Source organism: Streptomyces sp. NPDC058052, from assembly GCF_042885515.1.
Taxonomy (GTDB): Bacteria; Actinomycetota; Actinomycetes; order Streptomycetales; family Streptomycetaceae; genus Streptomyces.
The window spans coordinates 103,168-126,646 of the sequence record NZ_JBHVRX010000011.1 but is presented as its reverse complement, the minus strand read 5'-3'; the positions used below and the strand labels follow the sequence as shown (position 1 = coordinate 126,646).

The following is a 23,479-nucleotide window of genomic DNA, read 5'->3' as shown; positions in this document are numbered from 1 at the left end:
CCGCACTACGTAGAGGCGGATCGTCCGGAAGCCTCGCGGCTGTTTGGGGATCGATGACTGAGTATGGCCGGGGCCAGGGCTCCGAACCGTGGCACCCCACGGACCCGCTCTACGGGGACCAGGGGTGGGAAGGTCAGCAGCAGTACCAGCAGCCGCAGCAGCCGACGCCCTACGCGCAGGACGGCCAGGCGTACCAGGACCCGTATGCCCAGCAGGGCTACGGGGCCGACCCGTACCAGCAGCAGGCCGCGTACCCGCAGCAGCAGTATCCGCAGCAGGGCTACGCCGACCCGCACGCGCAGCAGTACGTCGACCAGGGGCAGCTCCACGGCGGGCAGCAGGGGTACGACCAGACCGGCTGGAACCAGCCGTACGACACGCCCGGGCAGCCCGGACAGACGTACGACGGCACCTATGACGGCACCTACGACGGCAACTGGGAGACCGGCCAGGCCGCCATGGCCTACAACGCGCCGCCCGCCGACCCGTACGGCGGCCAGCAGCCCGACCTCTACGGCACCCCCGAGGCGTACCCGCCGCCCCAGCCGCCCGGCCGCCGGCAGCAGCTGCCGCAGCCGGTCGTCGACTGGGAGCCGGAGCCCGAGCCCGAGCCGGCCCGCCGGGAGCCGGAGGAGTCGCACCCCTTCTTCACCGGCGACGACGAGGACGACCACGAGGACGACGAGCCCGTCGGCCGCCGGGGCCGGGGCGGCCGCGGCGACGACCGCGACCGCGAGCGCCGCGGCAAGGAGAAGAAACGCAAGGGCAAGAACGGCGTGGCCTGCCTGGTCGTCGCCGCGGTCCTCGTCGGCGGCGTCGGCGGCATCGGCTACTTCGGCTACCAGTTCTGGCAGGGACAGTTCGGCGAGGCGCCCGACTTCGCGGGCACCGGAACCGGCGAGGTGCAGGTCGAGATCCCCAAGGGCGCGTTCGGCAACGAGATCGGCAACATCCTGAAGCAGGCCGGCGTCGTGAAGAGCGTCGACGCCTTCGTCTCGGCGCAGAACAAGAACGCCAAGGGAAACTCGATCCAGGCCGGCGCCTACACGCTGAAGAAGGAGATGTCGGCGGAGAGCGCGGTCGCTCTGATGCTCGACCCGGCGAGCCAGGCCAACCTGATCATCCCCGAGGGCAAGCGCAACATCTGGGTGTACGAGCAGCTCGACACCCGCCTCGGCCTCGAACCCGGCACCACGAAGGAGATCGCCTTCGAGAAGGCCGACTCCCTCGGCCTGCCCGCGTGGGCCAAGGGCCACGACAAGCTCAAGGACCCGCTGGAGGGCTTCCTCTTCCCGGCGAGCTACCCGGTGGCGAAGGGCTCGAAGCCCGAGGCCGCCCTCAAGAAGATGGTCAGCCGCGCCAACCAGGAGTACCTGAAGCTGGACCTGGAGGGGCAGGCGAAGCGGCACGGGGTCGAGAACGCCTGGGAGCTCCTCACCGTCGCGAGCCTCGTGCAGGCGGAGGGCAAGACGCACGACGACTTCCGCAAGATGGCCGAGGTCATCTACAACCGCCTCCAGCCGGACAACACCGAGACGAACCGGAAGCTCCAGTTCGACTCGGCCCTGAACTACCTGAAGGGCCAGTCCGAGATCAAGATCTCGGAGCAGGAGGCGAACTCCAACCAGGACCCGTACAACACGTACACCCAGGTCGGCCTCCCGCCCGGTCCGATCAGCAACCCCGGCGTCGAGGCCCTGGCGGCCATGCTCGATCCGACGAAGGACGGCTGGATGTACTTCGTGGCGACCGACGGCATGAGCAAGACCGAGTTCGCCAAGACCTACGCCGAATTCGAGAAGCTCAAGGACAAGTTCAATGCCAACACGAACTAGCGGCACGGGCCGCCGCGCCGCCGTCCTCGGCTCACCGATCGCCCACTCGCTCTCCCCGGTCCTGCACCGGGCCGCCTACGCCGAGCTCGGCCTCGACGACTGGTCGTACGAGCGCTTCGAGATCGACGAGGCGGCGCTCCCGGGCTTCGTCGAGGAGCTCGACGGCTCGTGGGCGGGCCTCTCGCTGACGATGCCGCTCAAGCGGGCGGTCATCCCGCTGCTCGACGAGGTCAGCGGCACGGCCGCCGCCGTGGAGGCGGTCAACACGGTGGTCCTCCGCGAGGACGGCCGCCGGTTCGGCGACAACACCGACATCCCCGGCATGATCGCCGCCCTGCGGGAGCGGGGCGTCGAGAAGGTGGAGTCCGCGGCGATCCTCGGCGCGGGCGCCACCGCGTCCTCCGCGCTCGCCGCGCTCGCCCGCGTCTGCGCGGGCCCGGTCACCGCGTACGTCCGCAGCGACGCCCGGGCGGAGGAGATGCTCGGCTGGGGCGACCGCCTCGGCGTGGACGTCCGCACCGCCGCCTGGGACGACGCGGCGGCGGCCTTCGAAGCCCCGCTGGTGGTCGCCACGACCCCGGCCGGCACCACCGACGCCCTCGCCGCGGCGGTCCCCGGCCGCCCCGGCACCCTCTTCGACGTCCTCTACGACCCCTGGCCCACCGCCCTCGCGGCCGCCTGGTCCGACCGCGGCGGCGAGGTCGTCGGCGGCCTGGACCTCCTCGTCCACCAGGCCGTCCTCCAGGTCGAGCAGATGACGGGCGTCCCGAAGGCCCCGCTGGCCGCCATGCGCGCCGCCGGCGAGGCCGCCCTCGCCGCGCGCTGACCCGCGCGCCGGACCGCCCCGACCGCGCGCCCCGCCGTCCAGAACGGCGGGGCGCGCGTCCGATAGCTGGACCGGAGGCCGGGCTCACGCCCCGGACGTGGGAGGATCGGGGGGTGGCGGGTCCGGGCCGCGCGTCCGGGCCTGTCGTCGCAGTGCCCAGGCGAGCATGAGGAGCATCGTTGAGCAGGTTGCGTTGGCTGACCGCTGGGGAATCCCACGGACCCGCGCTGGTCGCGACGCTGGAGGGTCTTCCCGCCGGCGTCCCGGTCACCACTGAGCTGGTGGCGGACCACCTCGCGCGGCGGCGCCTCGGCTATGGGCGCGGCGCCCGGATGAAGTTCGAGCAGGACGAGATCACCTTCCTGGGTGGCGTCCGGCACGGGCTCTCCCTCGGGTCGCCGATCGCGGTGATGGTCGGCAACACCGAGTGGCCCAAGTGGGAGAAGGTCATGTCGGCCGACCCGGTCGACCCCTCCGAGCTGAAGGAGACCGGCCGCAACGCGCCGCTGACCCGGCCCCGGCCCGGTCACGCCGACCTGGCCGGCATGCAGAAGTACGGCTTCGACGAGGCCCGGCCGATCCTGGAGCGCGCCAGCGCCCGCGAGACCGCCGCCCGCGTCGCCCTCGGTGCCGTCGCCCGGTCCTTCCTCAAGGAGGCCGCGGGCATCGAGATCGTCAGCCACGTCGTCGAGCTGGCCGCCGCGAAGGCCCCGTACGGCGTCCACCCGACCCCCGCCGACGTCGAGAGGCTCGACGCCGACCCGGTCCGCTGCCTCGACGCCGACGCGTCGAAGGCGATGGTCGCCGAGATCGACCAGGCCCACAAGGACGGCGACACCCTCGGCGGCGTCGTCGAGGTCCTCGCGTACGGCGTGCCCGTCGGCCTCGGCTCGCACGTGCACTGGGACCGCCGCCTCGACGCGCGGCTCGCCGCCGCGCTCATGGGCATCCAGGCCATCAAGGGCGTCGAGGTCGGCGACGGCTTCGACCTCGCCCGCGTGCCCGGCTCGCAGGCCCACGACGAGATCGTGCGGACCGACGACGGCATCAAGCGCACCTCCGGCCGCTCCGGCGGCACCGAGGGCGGTCTCACCACCGGTGAGCTGCTGCGCGTCCGCGCCGCCATGAAGCCGATCGCGACCGTCCCGCGCGCGCTCGCCACCATCGACGTCGCCACCGGCGAGACCGCCGCGGCCCACCACCAGCGCTCCGACGTCTGCGCGGTGCCGGCCGCCGGCATCGTCGCCGAGGCCATGGTCGCGCTCGTCCTCGCCGACGCCGTCGTGGAGAAGTTCGGCGGCGACTCGGTCCCCGAGACCCGCCGCAACGTCCAGGGCTACCTCGACAACCTGCGCATCCGGTGACCGCCGGCCCGCTGGTCGTCCTCGTCGGCCCGATGGGCTCCGGCAAGTCCACGGTGGGCGCGCTCCTGGCCGCACGGCTCGGCGCGCCCTACCGGGACACCGACGCCGACATCGTCGCCGCCGAGGGCCGCGAGATCTCCGACGTCTTCGTCGAGGACGGCGAGGAGCACTTCCGCGCCCTGGAGAAGGCCGCCGTCGCGCGGGCCGTCGCCGAGCACGAGGGCGTCCTCGCCCTCGGCGGCGGCGCCGTCCTCGACGCCGACACCCGCGCCCTGCTGGCCGGGCTGCCCGTCGCGTACCTCTCCATGGACATCGAGGAAGCCGTCCGGCGGGTCGGCCTCGGTGCCGCCCGCCCGCTGCTCGCGGTCAACCCGCGGCGGCAGTGGCGCGAGCTGATGGACGCCCGCCGCCACCTGTACGAAGAAGTCGCCCGCGTCGTGGTCGCCACCGACGCGCGCACCCCCGAAGAGGTCGCCGAGGCGATCCTCGACGCACTGGAGCTGAAGGACGCATGACCACGGACCAGGAAGTGACCCGCATCCACGTCGGCGGAAGCGCGGGCACCGATCCGTACGAGGTGCTGGTCGGCCGGCAGCTGCTCGGCGAACTGCCCGCCCTCATCGGCGACCGGGCCAAGCGCGTCGCCGTCATCCACCCCGAGGCGCTCGCCGGGACCGGTGAGGCGCTCCGCGAGGACCTCGCGGAGCAGGGGTACGAGGCCGTCGCCATCCAGGTGCCGAACGCCGAGGAGGCGAAGACCGCCGAGGTCGCCGCCTACTGCTGGAAGGCGCTCGGCCAGACCGGCTTCACCCGCACCGACGTCATCGTCGGCGTCGGCGGCGGCGCCACCACCGACCTGGCCGGCTTCGTCGCCGCGACCTGGCTGCGGGGCGTCCGCTGGGTCGCCGTGCCGACCACCGTCCTCGGCATGGTCGACGCGGCCGTCGGCGGCAAGACCGGCATCAACACCGCCGAGGGCAAGAACCTCGTCGGCGCCTTCCACCCGCCGGCCGGCGTCCTGTGCGACCTCGCCGCGCTGGACTCGCTGCCCGTGCACGACTTCGTCAGCGGCCTCGCCGAGATCATCAAGACCGGCTTCATCGCCGACCCGGTGATCCTCGACCTCATCGAGGAGGACCCGCAGGCGGCCCGTACGCCCGCCGGCCCGCACACCGCCGAGCTGATCGTCCGCTCCATCCAGGTCAAGGCCGACGTGGTCTCCGGCGACCTGAAGGAGTCCGGCCGCCGCGAGATCCTCAACTACGGGCACACCCTCGCGCACGCCATCGAGAAGAACGAGCGGTACAAGTGGCGCCACGGCGCCGCTGTCTCCGTCGGCATGGTCTTCGCCGCCGAGCTGGGCCGGCTCGCCGGCCGCCTCGACGACGCCACCGCCGACCGGCACCGCGCCGTCCTGGAGTCCGTCGGCCTGCCGCTCACCTACCGCGGCGACCAGTGGCCCAAGCTCCTGGAGACGATGAAGGTGGACAAGAAGTCCCGCGGCGACCTGCTGCGCTTCATCGTCCTCGACGGGCTCGCCAAGCCGTCCGTCCTGGAGGGCCCGGACCCGTCCGTCCTCATCGCCGCCTACGGGGAGCTCTCGGCATGAGCGCGCCGCGCCGCGTCCTGGTGCTGAACGGGCCGAACCTCGGCCGGCTGGGCTCGCGCGAGCCCGACATCTACGGCGCCACCTCCTACAAGGGACTCGTCGAGTCCTGCCGGGAGCTCGGCGCGACGCTCGGCTTCGACGTCGAGGTCCGCGAGACCAACGACGAGGGGGAGATGATCCGCTGGCTGCACGAGGCCGCCGACGGACGCGTGCCGGTCGTGCTCAACCCCGGTGCGTTCACGCACTACTCGTACGGGATGCGGGACGCGGCCGCGCAGCGCACCGCCCCGCTGATCGAGGTGCACATCTCGAACCCGTACACCCGCGAGGAGTTCCGGCACACCTCGGTGGTGGCCGCGGTGGCGACCGGCACCGTCGCCGGCTTCGGCATCGGCTCGTACCGGCTCGCCCTGCGCGCCCTCGCCGAGGAGCTCGACCAGCGGGTCTGAGCGGGCCCCCGGACCCCGGGGCGGCCGCCACCCGGCGACCGCCCCCTTCGGGACGCCCGGGTCCGGGCGGGCCGGGCACTTTCGGTAGGGTCCCGCCCGTTCCCCGAGCGGGGGGACGGGGCGGTAACGTTTTGGCATCCCCGGGCGACCGGAGCGGGGCCGACCGCGGCACCGGACCGGCCGCCCACACCGACGCACCAGGCCGACGAGACGGAGTGGCACCGGATGCAGCACGCAGTGGGGGGACCGCTGCCACAGCCCGAGCAGCCGGGCCGGGTGCCCGGCCCGGCCCCGGCCGGTGGTCATGGCCCCGTACCCCCGCCCCCGCAGGCCGCGCCCTACCCGGCGCCGCCGTCCGGCGCGCCCGGCGGGCGGCTCGGCGTGCACCCGGCCGTCCAGCCCGGCCCGCCGCCCCCCGCCCAGGGACCCGGCGGCGCGGGCTGGGGCACCGCCCCCGGAGCCGTACCGCCGCCCGCGCCCGCGGCCCTGTCCCCGCACCTCACCGGCGCCGTGCCGCTGGCCCCCCCGATGCCGCTCTACGAGCAGGGGTCCGGCACCGGCACCGCGACCCTCGCCGTCCTCCTCATCGGACCGGCCGGCGCGGGCAAGACGACGGTGGCCCGGCACTGGGCGCGCCGCCGGCCCGTTCCCACCGCCCACATCAGCCTCGACGACGTACGCGAATGGGTCTGCTCCGGCTTCGCCGACCCGCAGTCGGGGTGGAACGACCACTCCGAGGCGCAGTACCGGCTGGCCCGCCGCACCTGCGGCTTCGCCGCCCGCAACTTCCTCGCCAACGGCATCTCCTGCATCCTCGACGACGCCGTCTTCCCCGACCGGCCCGTCGTCGGCCTCGGCGGCTGGAAGCGGCACGTCGGCCCCGGCCTGCTGCCGGTGGTCCTCCTGCCCGGCCTGGAGGTCGTCCTGGAGCGCAACGCCCAGCGCTCCGGCAACCGGCGGCTCTCCGACGAGGAGGTCGCCGCGATCCACGGCCGGATGGCCGGCTGGTACGGCTCCGGCCTGCCGATCATCGACAACTCCGCGCTCGACGTGGAGGCCACCGCACGCCTCCTCGACGAGGCCCTGGCCCGGGCGATAGCCGCGCCGCCGGCCGGCTGAACCGGCGGGCGTTCCCCGGTCGGACGCCGCCGACAGGCCGGGGCGGTGCCGCGCTCGTAGGCTCGAAGACATGTCACAGGTGTATGCGGACCGCCGGGTCAGACTGCGCGACCGGGTCGCGGCAGCGGGCAGCGCGGCGGCCCTGGTGTCCCGCCCCGCCAACGTCCGCTATCTCGCCGGCGGCGCCCCGCCCGGAGCCGTCCTGATGGTCGGCCCTGAGCCCGGCGCCGACGTGCTGATCCGGCCCGCCGCGAGCGAGGGCGAGCCCCTCGACGGGCGGCTGGACGAACTGCTCCGGCAGCAACAGCTCCCGCTCGGCGGCGGGGATCCCGCCGTCGCCGCCGCCGAGCTGGCGCGCCGGTCCGGCGCCGACGGGCTCGCCGTCGAGGAGCACGACCTGACGGTGGCCCGTCACCGCAGCCTCGGTGCCGCCGCCCCCGGGCTGCGCCTCGCCGACCTGGCCTGCGCCGTCGAACAGCTGCGGGTGGTCAAGGACGAGGACGAGATCGCCTGCCTGCGGATCGCCGCCGAGATCGCCGACCAGGCCCTCGGGGAACTCCTGGAGTCGATCCTCGTCGGCCGCACCGAACGCCACCTCGCCCTCGAACTGGAGCGGCGGCTCGTCGACCACGGCGCCGACGGAGCCGCCTTCCCGACCTCCGTCGCCACCGGCCCCCACTCCGGGCGGCGCGGCCACCGCCCCACCGACCGCCGGGTCGAGGAGGGCGACTTCCTGTCGGTCTGCCTCGGCGCGGACTACCGCGGCTACCGCTGCGAGATCGGCCGGACCTTCGTCATCGGCACCGCGCCGGCCGACTGGCAGATCGAGCTGTACGAGCTCGTCTTCGCCGCCCAGAGGGCCGGCCGGGAGTCCCTCGTGCCGGGCGCCGGGTACCGTGACGTGGACCGCGCGGCACGCCAGATCCTGGACGCGGCGGGGCACGCGGCGACCGCCGTACCCCTCACCGGACACGGTGTGGGGCTCGAAATCGACGAGGACCCGCAGTTGTCCCCCTCGGCCATGGGTAAACTGGACGCTTGTGTGCCGGTCACCGTCGAACCGGGGGTCCACCTCCCGGGCCGGGGCGGGGTCCGGATCGATGACACGCTCGTCGTGCGCCAGGAGGCGGACGGCGGACCCGAGCTACTCACCATCACGACCAAGGAGCTGCTCGCCCTCTAGGCGGGATTCCGGCTCCCCGGTCCACGTCAGTCCAGGAGATTCCGCAACCGTGGCTTCCACGAACGACCTCAAGAACGGCATGGTGCTCAAGCTCGACGGGGGCCAGCTCTGGTCCGTCGTCGAGTTCCAGCACGTCAAGCCCGGCAAGGGCCCGGCCTTCGTGCGCACCAAGCTCAAGAACGTGCTGTCCGGCAAGGTCGTCGACAAGACCTTCAACGCCGGCGTGAAGGTGGAGACCGCGAACGTCGACAAGCGCGACATGCAGTTCTCCTACATGGACGGCGACTACTTCGTCTTCATGGACCTGGACACCTACGACCAGCTCCACATCGACCGCAAGGTCGTGGGCGACGCCGCCAACTTCCTCATCGAGGGCTTCACCGCCCTGGTCGCGCAGAACGAGGGCTCCGTGCTCTACGTCGAGCTCCCGGCCGCCGTCGAGCTGGTCATCGCCGAGACCGAGCCGGGCGTCCAGGGCGACCGCTCCACCGGTGGCACCAAGCCCGCCAAGCTGGAGACCGGCCACGAGATCCAGGTCCCGCTCTTCATCACCACCGGTGAGAAGGTCAAGGTCGACACCCGCACCAGCGACTACCTCGGCCGGGTGAACAGCTAACCGTGGCCGCCCGGAGCAAGGCCCGCAGGCGGGCCTTCCAGATCCTGTTCGAGGCCGACCAGCGCGGCACTTCGGTGCAGGAGGTCCTCGCGGACCAGATCCGGCTCCACCGTGCCGACGAGCGCCAGCCCGCGGTCGGTGACTTCACCATGCAGCTGGTCGAGGGGTACGCGCGGTACGTCGCCCGGATCGACGAACTCATCGCCACCTACGCGGTGGACTGGGACCTCGACCGGATGCCGGCCGCCGACCGCAGCATCGTGCGCCTCGGCGCGTACGAGCTGATCTGGGAGGACGGCACCCCCGACGCGGTGGCGATCGACGAGGCGGTGCAGCTCGCCAAGGAGTTCTCCACGGACGACTCCCCGTCCTTCGTCAACGGTCTCCTCGGGCGCTTCAAGGACCTGAAGCCCCGGCTGCGCCGGGACGTGGACGCCTAGTCCCCGTACGGCCCGTCGAAGGGGCCCGCGGCACCTCGGTGCCGCGGGCCCCTTCGCGTGTCCGCGCGTGCTTCTCCTCACGTTCTCCCCGTGTTCCGCCGAACGGGTGAGGGGAGGGGTGGAGGAGGCGGAAAAGCGCCGGGCCCGTGGCGTCGGATGACGTCCACGGGCCCGGCGGCACGTTTCTGCAATGCGGAGATCGGAGGAGGTCAGTTCTCCTCGTGGGCGACCGCGCGGCGCGCGTCCGCGTCCAGCACGCCCCAGCTGATGAGCTGCTCGGTCAGGACCGAGGGGGACTGGTCGTAGATGACGGCCAGGGTGCGCAGGTCGTCCTGGCGGATCGACAGCACCTTGCCGTTGTAGTCGCCGCGCTGCGACTGGATCGTCGCGGCGTAGCGCTGGAGGGGGCCCGCCTTCTCCTGCGGGACGTGGGCGAGGCGCTCCAGGTCCAGGACCAGCTTCGGCGGGGGCTCGGCGGCACCGCCGGGGGTCGTACCGGGCAGCAGCTCCTGCACCGGCACGCCGTAGAAGTCCGCCAGCTCGGCGAGGCGCTGCACGGTCACGGCGCGGTCGCCGCGCTCGTACGAGCCGACCACGACGGCCTTCCAGCGGCCCTGGGACTTCTCCTCCACGCCGTGGAGGGACAGGCCCTGCTGGGTGCGGATGGCGCGGAGTTTGGCCCCGAGCTGCTTTGCGTATTCGCTGGACATAACGCTCCCGGACGCTGTGACGACATGCGGCTGCGCCGCGCGGCTGGTAACTCACTGTGAGGTTACGCAGCGTTACTCTTTCCCGTCAAGCCGAAAGGGGCTCGCCACCCCCTCCCGGGGGACGGTCCGCCGCAGGTCGGAGCGGGGGAGGGGAGGACCGGGGAAAGCCCGTACGAGTCCCCCTGCTAAAGTGGACGCCGTACATCCGACGTCCTTTAAGAGCCGTCCCGTGAGGCGGAGAAGGAGGTCCGTTTTTCATGGACACGCAAGCGCACACCGATGAGGCGCGGCCCGTACTGGAGGCCCCCGACATCGCCCGGGTCCTGACCCGGATCGCCCACGAGATCGTCGAACGCGCCAAGGGCGCCGACGACGTGGTCCTCCTCGGCATCCCCACCCGCGGCGTCTTCCTCGCCCGCCGGCTGGCCGAGAAGCTCGAATCGATCACCGGCACCGAGGTCCCGGTCGGTTCCCTCGACATCACCATGTACCGCGACGACCTGCGGATGAAGCCGGCGCGTGCCATCGGCCGCACCGACATCCCCGCGGAAGGCGTCGACGGCCGCCTCGTCGTCCTCGTCGACGACGTCCTCTTCTCCGGCCGCACCATCCGCGCCGCCCTCGACGCCCTCGGCGACATCGGCCGCCCCCGCGCGGTCCAGCTCGCCGTCCTCGTCGACCGCGGCCACCGCGAGCTGCCGATCCGCGCCGACTACGTCGGCAAGAACCTCCCCACGTCGCTGCGGGAGACGGTCAAGGTCCAGCTCGCCGAGGAGGACGGTCGCGACACCGTGCTGCTCGGCGGCAAGTCCGCCTAGCCGGACAGGCCACCCCGCGGGACCACGGCACCTCCGTGTGCCCCCGCATGCCCTCATGCCTCCCCACCCCGGAGAGAAACCCCGATGATGCGTCACCTCATCTCGGCCGCCGACCTCACCCGCGACGACGCCGTCCTGATCCTCGACACCGCCGAGGAAATGGCCCGGGTGGCCGACCGGCCCATCAAGAAACTGCCGACCCTCCGCGGCCGGACCATCTGCAACCTGTTCTTCGAGGACTCCACCCGGACCCGGATCTCGTTCGAGGCCGCCGAGAAGCGCCTCTCCGCCGACGTCATCAACTTCGCGGCCAAGGGCTCCAGCGTCTCCAAGGGCGAGTCGCTGAAGGACACCGCGCAGACCCTGGAGGCGATGGGCGTCGACGCCGTCGTCATCCGGCACAGCGCCTCCGGCGCCCCCTTCCGCCTCGCCACCTCCGGCTGGATCGACGCCCCCGTCATCAACGCGGGCGACGGCACCCACCAGCACCCCACCCAGGCCCTCCTGGACGCCTTCACCATGCGCCGCCGCCTCGTCGGCCGCGACGCCGGTCTCGGCAAGGACCTGGCCGGCCGGCGGATCACGCTCGTCGGCGACGTCCTGCACAGCCGGGTCGCCCGCTCCAACGTCGACCTGCTGCACACCCTCGGCGCCGAGGTCACCCTGGTGGCCCCGCCGACCCTCGTCCCCGTCGGCGTCGAGACCTGGCCCTGCGAGGTCTCGTACGACCTCGACAGCGTGCTGCCGAAGTCCGACGCGGTGATGATGCTGCGTGTGCAGCGCGAGCGGATGAACGCCGCCTTCTTCCCGACCGAGCGCGAGTACTCGCGCCGCTACGGGCTCGACGGCGAGCGGATGGCGAAGATGCCCGAGCACGCCATCGTCATGCACCCCGGCCCCATGGTCCGCGGCATGGAGATCACCGCCGAGGTGGCCGACTCCGACCGCTGCACGGTCGTCGAGCAGGTCGCCAACGGCGTCTCCGTCCGGATGGCCGTCCTCTACCTGCTGCTCGGCGGCTCCGAGCCCGCCGTCGCCCCCGCCACCACCCGTACCGAGGAGAGCAAGTAAAGATGAGCAAGATCCTTATCCGTGGTGCGAAGGTGCTGGGCGGCGAGCCGCAGGACGTCCTCATCGACGGCGAGACCGTCGCGGAGGTCGGGACCGGCCTCTCCGCCGAGGGCGCGACCGTGATCGAGGCCGACGGCCAGATCCTCCTCCCCGGCCTCGTCGACCTCCACACCCACCTGCGCGAGCCCGGCCGCGAGGACTCCGAGACCGTCCTCACCGGCACCCGCGCCGCCGCCTCCGGCGGCTACACCGCGGTCTTCGCCATGGCCAACACCCACCCCGTCGCCGACACCGCCGGCGTCGTCGAGCAGGTCTACCGGCTCGGCAAGGAGGCCGGCTACTGCGACGTGCAGCCCATCGGCGCCGTCACCGTCGGCCTGGAGGGCAAGAAGCTCGCCGAGCTCGGCGCCATGCACGACTCCGCCGCCGGCGTCACCGTCTTCTCCGACGACGGCAAGTGCGTCGACGACGCCGTGATCATGCGCCGCGCCCTGGAGTACGTGAAGGCGTTCGGCGGCGTCGTCGCCCAGCACGCCCAGGAGCCCCGCCTCACCGAGGGCGCCCAGATGAACGAGGGCGTCGTCTCCGCCGAGCTCGGCCTGGGCGGCTGGCCGGCCGTCGCCGAGGAGTCGATCATCGCCCGCGACGTCCTCCTCGCCGAGCACGTCGGCTCCCGCGTCCACATCTGCCACCTCTCCACCGCCGGCTCCGTCGAGATCGTCCGCTGGGCCAAGTCCCGCGGCATCGACGTCACCGCCGAGGTCACCCCGCACCACCTCCTCCTCACGGACGAGATGGTCCGCACGTACGACCCGGTCTACAAGGTCAACCCGCCGCTGCGCACCGAGCGCGACGTGATGGCGCTGCGCGAGGCCCTGGCCGACGGCACGATCGACATCGTCGCCACCGACCACGCCCCGCACCCGCACGAGGACAAGGACTGCGAGTGGGCCGCCGCCGCCATGGGCATGGTCGGCCTGGAGACCGCGCTCTCCGTCGTCCAGCAGACGATGGTGGAGACCGGCCTCCTCGACTGGGCCGGCGTCGCCGACCGGATGTCCGCCGCCCCGGCCCGCATCGGCCGCGCCACCGGCCATGGACGACCCGTCTCGGCTGGTGAGCCCGCGAACCTGGTCCTGGTCGATCCGGCTTACCGTGGGACCGTGGACCCCGCGGACTTCGCCTCCCGCAGCCGCAACACCCCCTACGAGGGCCGTGAGCTGCCGGGTCGCGTCACCCACACCTTCCTGCGGGGCCGGGCAACGGTCATGGACGGGAAGTTGGCGTGACACACCACATCGCAAGCGCGGCCCTCGCCGCGGAGCAGAAGTCGGCGGAAGTGACCGAATGGGCCGGCCGCATCGGCTGGGTCGTCGGACTCCTGCTCTTCGTCGTCCTCGTCTACTGGCTCATGCGCCAGGGCTGGAAGTGGCGCGGCAGCCTCCAGTCGGACCTGCCCGCCCTCCCCGAGGTGCCGGAGACGGCCGGTGAGGCCAAGCTGTCGATGGTCGGCCGCTACCACGGCTCCACCACCGCCGGGCAGTGGCTCGACCGGATCGTCGCCCACGGTCTGGGCACCCGCAGCCGCGCCGAGCTCACGCTCACCGACGCCGGGATCTCGGTCGTCCGCCCCGGGGCGAACGACTTCCTGATCCCCGCCGCCGCCCTGCGCGAGGCCCGCCTCGACAAGGGCATCGCCGGCAAGGTCCTCGCCGAGGGCGGGCTCCTGGTCGTCACCTGGGAGCACGGCGGCACCCTCCTCGACTCCGGCTTCCGCTCCGACCGGGCGGCCGTCCACACGGCCTGGGTCGAGACCATCAACTCCATGATCAACACGACGGAAGGCATCGCACGATGACGACCTCCACAAGGGGAGCCCAGGCTCCCGCCGTACTCGTCCTGGAGGACGGCCGCACCTTCCGCGGCCGCGCCTACGGGGCCGTGGGGGAGACCTTCGGCGAGGCCGTGTTCTCCACCGGCATGACCGGCTACCAGGAGACCCTCACCGACCCGTCGTACGACCGCCAGATCGTCGTGGCGACCGCCCCCCAGATCGGCAACACCGGCTGGAACGACGAGGACGACGAGTCCAGCCGCATCTGGGTCTCCGGCTACGTGGTCCGCGACCCCGCCCGCATCCCGTCGAACTGGCGCGCCAAGCGCAGCCTCGACGACGAGCTGGTCGCCCAGGGCGTCGTCGGCATCTCCGGCATCGACACCCGCGCCCTCACCCGCCACCTGCGCGAGCGCGGCTCCATGCGCGCCGGCGTCTTCTCCGGCGAGGCCCTGGCCCCCGAGGCCGAGCTGGTCGCCCGCGTCCAGGCGCAGCCCCAGATGAAGGGCGCCAGCCTCTACGAGGAGGTCGCCACCAAGGAGCCGTACGTCGTCCCCGCGATCGGCGACAAGAAGTTCACCGTCGCCGCGATCGACCTCGGCATCAAGGGCATGACCCCGCACCGGATGGCCGAGCGCGGCATCGAGGTCCACGTGCTGCCCGCCACCGCCACGATCGAGGACGTGTACGCGGTCGCCCCCGACGGCGTCTTCTTCTCCAACGGTCCGGGCGACCCGGCCACCGCCGACGGCCCGGTCGCGCTCATGACCGCCGTCCTGGAGCGGAAGACCCCGCTCTTCGGCATCTGCTTCGGCAACCAGATCCTCGGCCGCGCGCTCGGCTTCGGCACCTACAAGCTGAAGTACGGCCACCGGGGCATCAACCAGCCCGTCCAGGACCGTACGACCGGCAAGGTCGAGGTCACCGCGCACAACCACGGCTTCGCCGTCGACGCGCCCCTGGACAAGGTCTCCGAGACCCCCTTCGGCCGCGCCGAGGTCTCGCACGTCTGCCTGAACGACAACGTCGTGGAGGGCCTCCAGCTGCTCGACCAGCCGGCCTTCTCCGTCCAGTACCACCCCGAGGCGGCCGCGGGCCCGCACGACGCCGCGTACCTCTTCGACCGCTTCGTGACCCTCATGGAGGCCGAGCGTGCCTAAGCGCACCGATATCCAGTCCGTCCTGGTCATCGGCTCCGGCCCGATCGTCATCGGCCAGGCCGCCGAGTTCGACTACTCCGGCACCCAGGCGTGCCGGGTCCTCAAGTCCGAGGGCCTGCGCGTCATCCTGGTCAACTCCAACCCGGCCACGATCATGACCGACCCGGAGATCGCCGACGCCACCTACGTCGAGCCGATCACCCCCGAGTTCGTCGAGAAGATCATCGCCAAGGAGCGCCCCGACGCCCTCCTGCCCACCCTCGGCGGCCAGACCGCGCTCAACACCGCGATCTCCATGCACGAGCAGGGAGTCCTGGAGAAGTACGGCGTCGAGCTCATCGGCGCCAACGTCGAGGCCATCCACAAGGGCGAGGACCGCGACCTCTTCAAGGGCGTCGTCGAGGCCGTCAAGGGCAAGATCGGCTACGGCGAGTCCGCCCGCTCGGTCATCTGTCACTCCATGGAGGACGTCCTCCAGGGCGTCGACACGCTCGGCGGCTACCCCGTCGTCGTCCGCCCCTCCTTCACCATGGGCGGCGCCGGCTCCGGCTTCGCCCACGACGAGGAGGAGCTGCGCCGCATCGCCGGCCAGGGCCTCACGCTCTCCCCGACCACCGAGGTGCTCCTGGAGGAGTCCATCCTCGGCTGGAAGGAGTACGAGCTGGAGCTCATGCGCGACAAGCACGACAACGTCGTGGTCGTCTGCTCCATCGAGAACTTCGACCCGATGGGCGTCCACACCGGCGACTCCATCACCGTCGCCCCGGCGATGACGCTGACCGACCGCGAGTACCAGCGGCTCCGCGACATCGGCATCGCGATCATCCGCGAGGTCGGCGTCGACACCGGCGGCTGCAACATCCAGTTCGCGGTCGACCCGGTCGACGGCCGGATCATCGTCATCGAGATGAACCCGCGCGTCTCCCGCTCCTCGGCCCTCGCCTCCAAGGCCACCGGCTTCCCGATCGCCAAGATCGCCGCCCGGCTCGCCGTCGGCTACACGCTGGACGAGATCCCGAACGACATCACGGAGAAGACCCCGGCGTCCTTCGAGCCCACGCTCGACTACGTCGTCGTCAAGGCCCCGCGCTTCGCCTTCGAGAAGTTCCCCTCCGCCGACTCCACGCTGACCACGACCATGAAGTCGGTCGGCGAGGCCATGGCCATCGGCCGGAACTTCCCCGAGGCCCTCCAGAAGGCCCTGCGCTCCCTGGAGAAGAAGGGCTCGCAGTTCGCCTTCACCGGCGAGCCCGGCGACAAGGCCGAGCTCCTGCGCGAGGCGGTCCGCCCGACCGACGGCCGCATCAACACCGTCATGCAGGCGATCCGCGCCGGCGCCACCCCCGAGGAGGTCTTCGACGCCACGAGGATCGACCCGTGGTTCGTCGACCAGCTCTTCCTGATCAAGGAGCTCGCCGACGAGCTCGCCGGCGCCGAGAAGCTGGAGCCCGGGCTCCTGGCCGAGGCCAAGCGCCACGGCTTCTCCGACGCCCAGATCGCCGAGATCCGCGGCCTGCGCGAGGACGTCGTCCGCGAGGTCCGGCACGCCCTCGGCGTCCGCCCGGTCTACAAGACGGTCGACACCTGCGCCGCCGAGTTCGCCGCGAGGACGCCGTACTTCTACTCCTCCTACGACGAGGAGTCCGAGGTCGCGCCGCGCGAGAAGCCCGCCGTGATCATCCTCGGCTCCGGCCCGAACCGCATCGGCCAGGGCATCGAGTTCGACTACTCCTGCGTCCACGCCTCCTTCGCCCTGAGCGACGCCGGCTACGAGACCGTGATGGTCAACTGCAACCCCGAGACCGTCTCCACCGACTACGACACCTCCGACCGGCTCTACTTCGAGCCGCTCACCCTGGAGGACGTCCTGGAGATCGTCCACGCCGAGTCCCTCGCGGGCCCGATCGCCGGCGTGGTCGTCCAGCTCGGCGGCCAGACCCCGCTCGGCCTCTCCCAGGCCCTCAAGGACAACGGCGTGCCGGTCGTCGGCACCTCCCCGGAGGCCATCCACGCCGCCGAGGACCGCGGCGCCTTCGGCCGCGTCCTGGAGGAGGCCGGACTGCCGGCCCCCAAGCACGGCACCGCCACCACCTTCGCCGGCGCCAAGAAGATCGCCGACGAGATCGGCTACCCGGTCCTGGTCCGCCCCTCGTACGTGCTCGGCGGCCGCGGCATGGAGATCGTCTACGACGAGGCGCGCCTGGAGTCGTACATCGCCGAGTCCACCGAGATCAGCCCCACCCGGCCGGTCCTGGTCGACCGCTTCCTCGACGACGCGATCGAGATCGACGTCGACGCCCTCTACGACGGCACCGAGCTCTACCTCGGCGGCGTCATGGAGCACATCGAGGAGGCCGGCATCCACTCCGGCGACTCGGCCTGCGCCCTGCCCCCGATCACCCTCGGCGGGTTCGACATCAAGCGGCTGCGCGCCTCCACCGAGGCCATCGCCAAGGGCGTCGGCGTCCGCGGCCTGATCAACATCCAGTTCGCCATGGCCGGCGACATTCTGTACGTGCTGGAGGCGAACCCGCGCGCCTCCCGGACCGTGCCCTTCACCTCCAAGGCCACCGCCGTGCCGCTCGCCAAGGCCGCCGCCCGCATCTCGCTGGGCGCGACCATCGCCGAGCTGCGCGCCGAGGGCCTGCTGCCGAGGACCGGCGACGGCGGCACCCTGCCGCTCGACGCGCCGATCTCCGTCAAGGAGGCCGTGATGCCGTGGTCGCGCTTCCGCGACGTGCACGGCCGCGGCGTGGACACCGTCCTCGGCCCGGAGATGCGCTCCACCGGCGAGGTCATGGGCATCGACGCCGTCTTCGGCACCGCCTACGCCAAGTCGCAGGCCGGCGCCTACGGCCCGCTGCCCACCAAGGGCCGCGCCTTCATCTCGGTCGCCAACCGCGACAAGCGCTCGATGATCTTCCCGGCGCGCGAGCTGGTCGCCCACGGCTTCGAGCTGCTCGCCACCTCCGGCACCGCCGAGGTCCTCAAGCGCAACGGCATCAACGCCACCGTCGTGCGCAAGCTCAGCGAGGGCGAGGGGCCGAACGGCGAGAAGACGATCGTCCAGCTGATCCACGACGGCCAGGTCGACCTGATCGTCAACACCCCGTACGGCACCGGCGGCCGTCTCGACGGCTACGAGATCCGTACGGCGGCGGTGTCCCGCGGCGTCCCGTGCCTCACCACGGTGCAGGCGCTCGCCGCGGCCGTCCAGGGCATCGACGCCCTCAACCACGGCGACGTCGGCGTCCGTTCCCTCCAGGAACACGCCGAACACCTGACCGCGGCCCGCGACTAGCAGCCATCGAGGGGGACACCGGAAACGGTGTCCCCCTCTTCATGAGGACACCACCATGTACAAGCTCTTCTTCCAGCTCGTCTTCAAGCGCATGGACCCCGAGAAGGCCCACTACCTCGCCTTCCGCTGGATCCGGCTCGCGGCCCGCACCCCCGTCCTGCGCACCTTCGTCGCCGCCGTCCTCGCGCCCCGGTACAAGGAGCTGCGCACCGAGGCCCTGGGCCTCCGGATGCACGGCCCCTTCGGCCTCGCCGCCGGCTTCGACAAGAACGCCGTCGCCATCGACGGCATGGCCATGCTCGGCTTCGACCACGTCGAGATCGGCACCGTGACCGGCGAGGCCCAGCCCGGCAACCCCAGGAAGCGGCTCTTCCGCCTCGTCCCGGACCGGGCGCTGATCAACCGCATGGGCTTCAACAACGAGGGCTCCGCGGCCGTCGCCGCCCGCCTCCACGCGCGCGTGCCGGTCTTCAGGACCGTCGTCGGCGTCAACATCGGCAAGACCAAGGTGGTCGAGGAGGCCGACGCGGCCGCCGACTACGTGAAGTCCACCGAGCGCCTCGCCGCCCACGCCGACTACCTCGTCGTCAACGTCTCCTCGCCGAACACCCCCGGCCTGCGCAACCTCCAGGCCACCGAGTCGCTGCGCCCGCTGCTCACCGCCGTCCGCGAGGCCGCCGAACGCACGGTCACCGACCGCCGCGTCCCGCTCCTGGTGAAGATCGCCCCCGACCTCGCCGACGAGGACGTGGACGCCGTCGCCGACCTCGCCGTCGAACTCGGTCTGGACGGCATCATCGCCACCAACACCACCATCGCCCGCGAGGGCCTGGGCCTCTCCTCCGCCCCGGCCCTCGTCCAGGAGACCGGCGGCCTCTCCGGCGCCCCGCTCAAGGAGCGCTCCCTGGAGGTCCTGAGCCGCCTCTACGCGCGCGTGGGGGACCGGATCGTCCTGGTGGGCGTCGGCGGCATCGAGAACGCCGAGGACGCCTGGCAGCGCATCCTCGCCGGCGCCACCCTGATCCAGGGCTACAGCGCCTTCATCTACGAGGGTCCGTTCTACGCCCGGGCGATCCACAAGGGCCTCGCCGCGCGCCTCGCCGCCTCCCCGTACGCCACCCTCGCCGAAGCCGTCGGCGCCGATCACCGAAAGGCCACCACCTCGTGACTCTCTCCTTCGGCACCCGCCTGCGCTCCGCCATGGACGAGCGCGGCCCCCTCTGCGTCGGCATCGACCCGCACGCCTCCCTGCTGGACTCCTGGGGCCTCGCCGACGACGTCGCGGGCCTGGAGCGCTTCACGTACACCGTGGTCGAGGCGCTGGCGGACACCGTCGCCGTCTTCAAGCCGCAGGCCGCCTTCTTCGAGCGCTTCGGCTCGCGCGGCGTCGCCGTCCTGGAGCGGGCCACCGCCGACCTGCGGGCGGCCGGCGGCCTGGTCGTCATGGACGCCAAGCGCGGCGACATCGGCTCCACCATGGCGGCCTACGCCGAGGCGTTCCTGCGCAAGGACTCCCCGCTCTTCTCCGACGCCCTCACGGTCTCGCCGTACCTCGGCTACGGCTCCCTGAAGCCGGCCGTCGACCTGGCCCGGGAGTCCGGAGCCGGCCTCTTCGTCCTCGCGCTGACCTCCAACCCGGAGGGCGGCGAGGTCCAGCGCGCCGTCCGTGAGGACGGCCGGACGATCGGCGCGACCATGCTCGCGCACCTCGCCGAGGAGAACGCGGGGGAGACCCCCATGGGCTCCTTCGGCGCGGTCGTCGGCGCGACCCTGGGCGACCTCTCCACCTTCGACCTCGACATCAACGGCCCGCTGCTCGCCCCGGGCATCGGCGCCCAGGGGGCGACCCCGGCCGACCTCCCGGCCGTCTTCGGGGACGCGGTCCGCAACGTCGTCCCGAACGTCAGCCGGGGCGTGCTGCGCGCCGGACCGGACGCGTCCGCCCTCCGGGACGCGGCGACGCGCTACGCGGACGAGATCCGGGCGGCCGTCGCCGGCTGACCGGGGTCCGCCGCCGCCCCGGCATCCCCGCAGGTGGGAGCCGACGGCGGCCCCCGGACGGCCCAGCGTCGTGCCACTTGACGAAATCTTGGCAGAAATCCGGGTCGTTATGCCGGAAAAGTCCCGGTCGAGCGAGGCTGACCAGGACTTTTCCGCTGTTCTCGCTGACTGGAGCGGCCATGGCCGCTAGTCTCCGGGGCAGAGCAGGCGCCCAACGGTCACGTCGTTGGACGTTGCTCCACTGGTGTGGGTCGACCAGGTCCCTCACCGGTCCGTATCCGACAGATCGACATCCGAGGTGACGTAGGCGTGGCTCTTCCGCCCCTTACCCCTGAACAGCGCGCAGCCGCGCTCGAGAAGGCCGCCGCGGCTCGCCGGGAGCGGGCCGAGGTCAAGAATCGACTCAAGCACTCCGGCGCCTCCCTCCACGAGGTCATCAAGCAGGGCCAGGAGAACGACGTCATCGGCAAGATGAAGGTCTCCGCCCTCCTTGAGTCCCTTCCCGGCGTCGGCAAGGTCCGCGCCAAGCAGATCATGGAGCGTCTCGGCATCTCCGAGAGCCGTCGCGTCCGTGGTCTCGGCTCCAACCAGATCGCCTCCCTGGAGCGCGAGTTCGGCGGCTCCGCCGCCTGACCCGTCGCCCGGTCCGGTGCCCGATCCGGGACACCCGTCCCGGGCACCCCGGCGATACTGGAATAATCGCTGCATGGCAGCAGAGGTACGTCCGCGGCTGACCGTGCTCTCCGGCCCCTCAGGGGTCGGCAAGAGCACGGTCGTCGCTCATATGCGCAAGGTCCACCCCGAGGTCTGGCTCTCCGTGTCGGCCACGACACGAAAGCCCCGCCCCGGCGAGAAGCACGGCGTCCAGTACTTCTTCGTCTCGGACGACGAGTTCGACAAGCTGATCGCCAACGGCGAGCTCCTCGAGTGGGCCGAGTTCGCGGGCAACCGCTACGGCACGCCCCGCAGCGCGGTCGTCGACCGCCTGGAGAAGGGCGAGCCCGTGCTCCTGGAGATCGAGCTCCAGGGCGCGCGCCAGGTGAAGGAGTCCATGGCCGACGCCCGGCTGGTCTTCCTGGCCCCGCCGAGCTGGGAGGAGCTGGTTCGCCGGCTCACCGGCCGCGGCACCGAGTCTCCTGAGGTCATCGAGCGGCGTCTGGCCGCCGCCAAGGTCGAGCTCGCCGCCGAGTCGGAGTTCGACACCACGCTCGTCAACACCTCCGTCGAGGACGTCGCGCGTGAGCTGCTAACGTTGATGCACGTAGTCTGATCTTTTATCCATCTTCGGAAGGTAGAGCGTGTCCTCTTCCATCACCGCGCCCGAGGGCATCATCAACCCGCCGATCGACGAGCTGCTCGAGGCCACTGACTCGAAGTACAGCCTCGTGATCTACGCGGCCAAGCGCGCGCGTCAGATCAACGCGTACTACTCGCAGCTCGGTGAGGGCCTGCTGGAGTACGTGGGTCCCCTCGTCGACACCCACGTCCACGAGAAGCCGCTCTCGATCGCCCTGCGCGAGATCAACGCGGGGCTGCTGACCTCCGAGGCCATCGAGGGCCCCGTTCAGTAGGCGTTGCGTTCGTCACTCCAGGCCCGGCGGTCCTTCCGCCGGGCCTGTGGTGTCTCATGGACTCGGATACTGGAGTCGTAACGCAGCCGAGTACGCGTCCGCGCGCGGGGAGTGAAGCCGTGACCAAGCCGAAGGTCGTTCTGGGCGTGAGCGGCGGCATCGCCGCCTACAAGGCGTGCGAGCTGCTGCGCCGGCTCACCGAGTCGGGCCACGACGTCCGCGTCGTCCCCACCGACTCCGCGCTCCACTTCGTCGGCGCCGCCACCTGGTCCGCGCTCTCCGGCAACCCGGTCTCCACCGAGGTCTGGGACGCCGTCCACGAGGTGCCGCACGTCCGCATCGGCCAGGCCGCCGACCTCGTGGTGGTCGCCCCCGCCACCGCCGACATGCTCGCCAAGGCCGCCCACGGCCTCGCCGACGACCTCCTCACCAACACGCTGCTCACCGCGCGCTGTCCGGTCGTCTTCGCCCCCGCCATGCACACGGAGATGTGGGAGCACCCGGCCACCCAGGAGAACGTGGCCACGCTCCGCCGCCGCGGCGCCGTCGTCATCGAGCCCGCCGTCGGCCGCCTCACCGGCGTCGACACCGGCAAGGGCCGGCTCCCCGACCCCGGCGAGATCTTCGAGGTCTGCCGGAGGATCCTCGCCCGCGGCGTCACCGTGCCCGACCTCGCCGGACGCCATGTCGTGGTGAGCGCCGGCGGCACCCGCGAGCCCCTCGACCCGGTCCGCTACCTGGGCAACCGCTCCTCCGGCAAGCAGGGGTACGCCCTCGCCAAGGCCGCCGCCGCGCGCGGCGCCCGGGTCACCCTCGTCGAGGCCAACACCGGCATGCCCGACCCGGCCGGTGTCGACGTGGTCCACGCCGGCACCGCCCTCCAGCTCCGCGAGGCCGTCCTCAAGGCCGCCGCCGACGCCGACGCGGTCGTCATGGCCGCCGCCGTCGCCGACTTCCGCCCGGCCGCCTACGCCACCGGCAAGATCAAGAAGACGGACGACGGGGGAGCGCCGACCATCGAGCTGGTCCGCAACCCCGACATCCTCGCCGAGCTCTCCGCCGGCCGCGCCCTGCCCGGCCAGGTCGTCGTCGGCTTCGCCGCCGAGACCGACGACGTCCTCGCCAACGGGCGCGCCAAGCTCGCCCGCAAGGGCTGCGACCTCCTCGTCGTCAACGAGGTCGGCGAGCGCAAGACCTTCGGCTCGGAGGAGAACGAGGCCGTGGTCCTCGCCGCCGACGGCACCGAGACCCCGGTCCCGTACGGCCCGAAGGAAGCCCTCGCCGAGACCGTCTGGGACCTGGTCCTGCCCCGCCTGCGGGAGCGCTCCGCCTGACCCGGCGGCGGGCCCGGGGGCGCGCGAAACGCCGGGGCGCGAGTGATCTGCGCCCCATCGGACACCCCCCTCCGGGCCCGTGCGAGGCCGATTCCGCCCGTCCGCGGGTATTCGTCAGGCGAGACACCTGGTCCAAGGTCCGACCTGGCCCGATAGACTGTCCGTGGAACGTCGCGGGGCGCAGCCCCCTGCCGGTCCGCGAAGAGATAGCCAGCAGCCGCTGCAACCCCAGGGAGCG

General features: G+C 72.2%; 23 protein-coding genes. 22 read left to right on the top strand and 1 reads right to left on the bottom strand.

The features are described 5' to 3' along the window. Positions 1-53 precede the first annotated feature (53 nt). The 10 genes from mltG to nusB all read left to right on the top strand — a co-directional run bounded on the left by mltG (position 54) and on the right by nusB (position 9,441). On the top strand, positions 54-1,835 hold the full coding sequence (gene mltG / locus ACFVU3_RS17795; protein WP_390067122.1) for an endolytic transglycosylase MltG: 1,782 nt from the start codon (positions 54-56) through the stop codon (positions 1,833-1,835). After that, on the top strand, positions 1,819-2,661 hold the full coding sequence (locus ACFVU3_RS17790) for a shikimate dehydrogenase (protein ID WP_390067120.1): 843 nt from the start codon (positions 1,819-1,821) through the stop codon (positions 2,659-2,661). The genes mltG and ACFVU3_RS17790 overlap by 17 nt, the downstream gene beginning before the upstream one ends. 179 nt (positions 2,662-2,840) lie before the next feature. Continuing rightward, positions 2,841-4,025 carry a chorismate synthase gene (gene aroC / locus ACFVU3_RS17785; RefSeq protein WP_390067118.1) on the top strand — a complete coding sequence of 395 codons (1,185 nt, stop codon included), beginning with the start codon at positions 2,841-2,843 and terminating at the stop codon, positions 4,023-4,025. Beyond that, positions 4,022-4,540, top strand: a complete 519-nt coding sequence (locus tag ACFVU3_RS17780) for a shikimate kinase (RefSeq protein ID WP_390067116.1) — start codon at positions 4,022-4,024, stop codon at positions 4,538-4,540. Before aroC ends, ACFVU3_RS17780 begins: the two co-directional genes overlap by 4 nt. Then, positions 4,537-5,634, top strand: a complete 1,098-nt coding sequence (gene aroB, locus ACFVU3_RS17775) for a 3-dehydroquinate synthase (RefSeq protein WP_390067114.1) — start codon at positions 4,537-4,539, stop codon at positions 5,632-5,634. The genes ACFVU3_RS17780 and aroB overlap by 4 nt, the downstream gene beginning before the upstream one ends. Continuing rightward, the gene (aroQ, locus tag ACFVU3_RS17770) at positions 5,631-6,083 is read left to right on the top strand and encodes a type II 3-dehydroquinate dehydratase (RefSeq protein ID WP_390067112.1); all 453 of its coding nucleotides are present in this window, start codon (positions 5,631-5,633) and stop codon (positions 6,081-6,083) included. Before aroB ends, aroQ begins: the two co-directional genes overlap by 4 nt. Positions 6,084-6,308: 225 nt before the next feature. Continuing rightward, positions 6,309-7,202: an AAA family ATPase gene (locus ACFVU3_RS17765; protein ID WP_390067110.1), complete on the top strand. Its 894-nt coding sequence runs from the start codon at positions 6,309-6,311 to the stop codon at positions 7,200-7,202. A 79-nt stretch (positions 7,203-7,281) separates the two neighbouring features. Further along, positions 7,282-8,385, top strand: a complete 1,104-nt coding sequence (locus ACFVU3_RS17760; protein WP_390067277.1) for a M24 family metallopeptidase — start codon at positions 7,282-7,284, stop codon at positions 8,383-8,385. A gap of 49 nt (positions 8,386-8,434) precedes the next feature. Next, positions 8,435-9,001, top strand: a complete 567-nt coding sequence (gene efp / locus ACFVU3_RS17755) for an elongation factor P (RefSeq protein ID WP_189849825.1) — start codon at positions 8,435-8,437, stop codon at positions 8,999-9,001. 2 nt (positions 9,002-9,003) lie between these two features. Beyond that, entirely contained in the window at positions 9,004-9,441 is a 438-nt protein-coding gene (gene nusB, locus ACFVU3_RS17750; RefSeq protein WP_390067108.1) for a transcription antitermination factor NusB, read from the top strand. A gap of 209 nt (positions 9,442-9,650) precedes the next feature. On the opposite strand, the gene bldD is transcribed toward nusB, so the two are convergent. Further along, entirely contained in the window at positions 9,651-10,151 is a 501-nt protein-coding gene (bldD, locus tag ACFVU3_RS17745; protein ID WP_015032294.1) for a transcriptional regulator BldD, read from the bottom strand. A gap of 257 nt (positions 10,152-10,408) precedes the next feature. Here bldD and pyrR point away from each other — a divergent pair, with 257 nt between their 5' ends. The 12 genes from pyrR to coaBC all read left to right on the top strand — a co-directional run bounded on the left by pyrR (position 10,409) and on the right by coaBC (position 23,241). Beyond that, positions 10,409-10,969, top strand: a complete 561-nt coding sequence (gene pyrR / locus ACFVU3_RS17740) for a bifunctional pyr operon transcriptional regulator/uracil phosphoribosyltransferase PyrR (RefSeq protein WP_387277851.1) — start codon at positions 10,409-10,411, stop codon at positions 10,967-10,969. 84 nt (positions 10,970-11,053) lie between these two features. Next, complete coding sequence (locus ACFVU3_RS17735; RefSeq protein WP_390067106.1) at positions 11,054-12,040, top strand: aspartate carbamoyltransferase catalytic subunit; 987 nt, start codon at positions 11,054-11,056, stop codon at positions 12,038-12,040. Between the two features lie 2 nt (positions 12,041-12,042). Continuing rightward, positions 12,043-13,329 (top strand): dihydroorotase, encoded by a 1,287-nt coding sequence (locus ACFVU3_RS17730; RefSeq protein ID WP_390067104.1) that lies wholly within the window; start codon positions 12,043-12,045, stop codon positions 13,327-13,329. After that, complete coding sequence (locus ACFVU3_RS17725) at positions 13,326-13,898, top strand: hypothetical protein (protein WP_390067102.1); 573 nt, start codon at positions 13,326-13,328, stop codon at positions 13,896-13,898. The genes ACFVU3_RS17730 and ACFVU3_RS17725 overlap by 4 nt, the downstream gene beginning before the upstream one ends. Then, on the top strand, positions 13,895-15,034 hold the full coding sequence (gene carA / locus ACFVU3_RS17720; protein WP_390067100.1) for a glutamine-hydrolyzing carbamoyl-phosphate synthase small subunit: 1,140 nt from the start codon (positions 13,895-13,897) through the stop codon (positions 15,032-15,034). Before ACFVU3_RS17725 ends, carA begins: the two co-directional genes overlap by 4 nt. Next, positions 15,027-18,335 carry a carbamoyl-phosphate synthase large subunit gene (gene carB, locus ACFVU3_RS17715; protein ID WP_390067098.1) on the top strand — a complete coding sequence of 1,103 codons (3,309 nt, stop codon included), beginning with the start codon at positions 15,027-15,029 and terminating at the stop codon, positions 18,333-18,335. The genes carA and carB overlap by 8 nt, the downstream gene beginning before the upstream one ends. Positions 18,336-18,390: 55 nt before the next feature. Next, on the top strand, positions 18,391-19,503 hold the full coding sequence (locus ACFVU3_RS17710) for a quinone-dependent dihydroorotate dehydrogenase (RefSeq protein WP_390067096.1): 1,113 nt from the start codon (positions 18,391-18,393) through the stop codon (positions 19,501-19,503). Further along, positions 19,500-20,336 carry an orotidine-5'-phosphate decarboxylase gene (pyrF, locus tag ACFVU3_RS17705; RefSeq protein ID WP_390067094.1) on the top strand — a complete coding sequence of 279 codons (837 nt, stop codon included), beginning with the start codon at positions 19,500-19,502 and terminating at the stop codon, positions 20,334-20,336. The genes ACFVU3_RS17710 and pyrF overlap by 4 nt, the downstream gene beginning before the upstream one ends. A gap of 309 nt (positions 20,337-20,645) precedes the next feature. After that, positions 20,646-20,969: an integration host factor gene (locus ACFVU3_RS17700; RefSeq protein WP_014157387.1), complete on the top strand. Its 324-nt coding sequence runs from the start codon at positions 20,646-20,648 to the stop codon at positions 20,967-20,969. 73 nt (positions 20,970-21,042) lie between these two features. Further along, complete coding sequence (gene gmk / locus ACFVU3_RS17695; RefSeq protein WP_390067092.1) at positions 21,043-21,606, top strand: guanylate kinase; 564 nt, start codon at positions 21,043-21,045, stop codon at positions 21,604-21,606. 28 nt (positions 21,607-21,634) lie between these two features. Continuing rightward, the gene (gene rpoZ, locus ACFVU3_RS17690; RefSeq protein ID WP_030810584.1) at positions 21,635-21,907 is read left to right on the top strand and encodes a DNA-directed RNA polymerase subunit omega; all 273 of its coding nucleotides are present in this window, start codon (positions 21,635-21,637) and stop codon (positions 21,905-21,907) included. Between the two features lie 119 nt (positions 21,908-22,026). Further along, a complete protein-coding gene (gene coaBC, locus ACFVU3_RS17685; protein WP_390067090.1) occupies positions 22,027-23,241 on the top strand; it encodes a bifunctional phosphopantothenoylcysteine decarboxylase/phosphopantothenate--cysteine ligase CoaBC in 1,215 nt (404 codons plus the stop codon). Positions 23,242-23,479: the final 238 nt, after the last annotated feature.

Coding starts and splice junctions, on each gene's coding strand:
- mltG (WP_390067122.1), top strand. CDS start 54: ATGACTGAGTATGGCCGGGGCCAGGGCTCCGAACCGTGGCACCCCACG.
- aroQ (WP_390067112.1), top strand. CDS start 5,631: ATGAGCGCGCCGCGCCGCGTCCTGGTGCTGAACGGGCCGAACCTCGGC.
- aroB (WP_390067114.1), top strand. CDS start 4,537: ATGACCACGGACCAGGAAGTGACCCGCATCCACGTCGGCGGAAGCGCG.
- gmk (WP_390067092.1), top strand. CDS start 21,043: ATGGCAGCAGAGGTACGTCCGCGGCTGACCGTGCTCTCCGGCCCCTCA.
- ACFVU3_RS17765 (WP_390067110.1), top strand. CDS start 6,309: ATGCAGCACGCAGTGGGGGGACCGCTGCCACAGCCCGAGCAGCCGGGC.
- ACFVU3_RS17735 (WP_390067106.1), top strand. CDS start 11,054: ATGATGCGTCACCTCATCTCGGCCGCCGACCTCACCCGCGACGACGCC.
- ACFVU3_RS17730 (WP_390067104.1), top strand. CDS start 12,043: ATGAGCAAGATCCTTATCCGTGGTGCGAAGGTGCTGGGCGGCGAGCCG.
- pyrR (WP_387277851.1), top strand. CDS start 10,409: ATGGACACGCAAGCGCACACCGATGAGGCGCGGCCCGTACTGGAGGCC.
- bldD (WP_015032294.1), bottom strand. CDS start 10,151: ATGTCCAGCGAATACGCAAAGCAGCTCGGGGCCAAACTCCGCGCCATC.
- ACFVU3_RS17790 (WP_390067120.1), top strand. CDS start 1,819: ATGCCAACACGAACTAGCGGCACGGGCCGCCGCGCCGCCGTCCTCGGC.
- ACFVU3_RS17710 (WP_390067096.1), top strand. CDS start 18,391: ATGTACAAGCTCTTCTTCCAGCTCGTCTTCAAGCGCATGGACCCCGAG.
- carA (WP_390067100.1), top strand. CDS start 13,895: ATGACGACCTCCACAAGGGGAGCCCAGGCTCCCGCCGTACTCGTCCTG.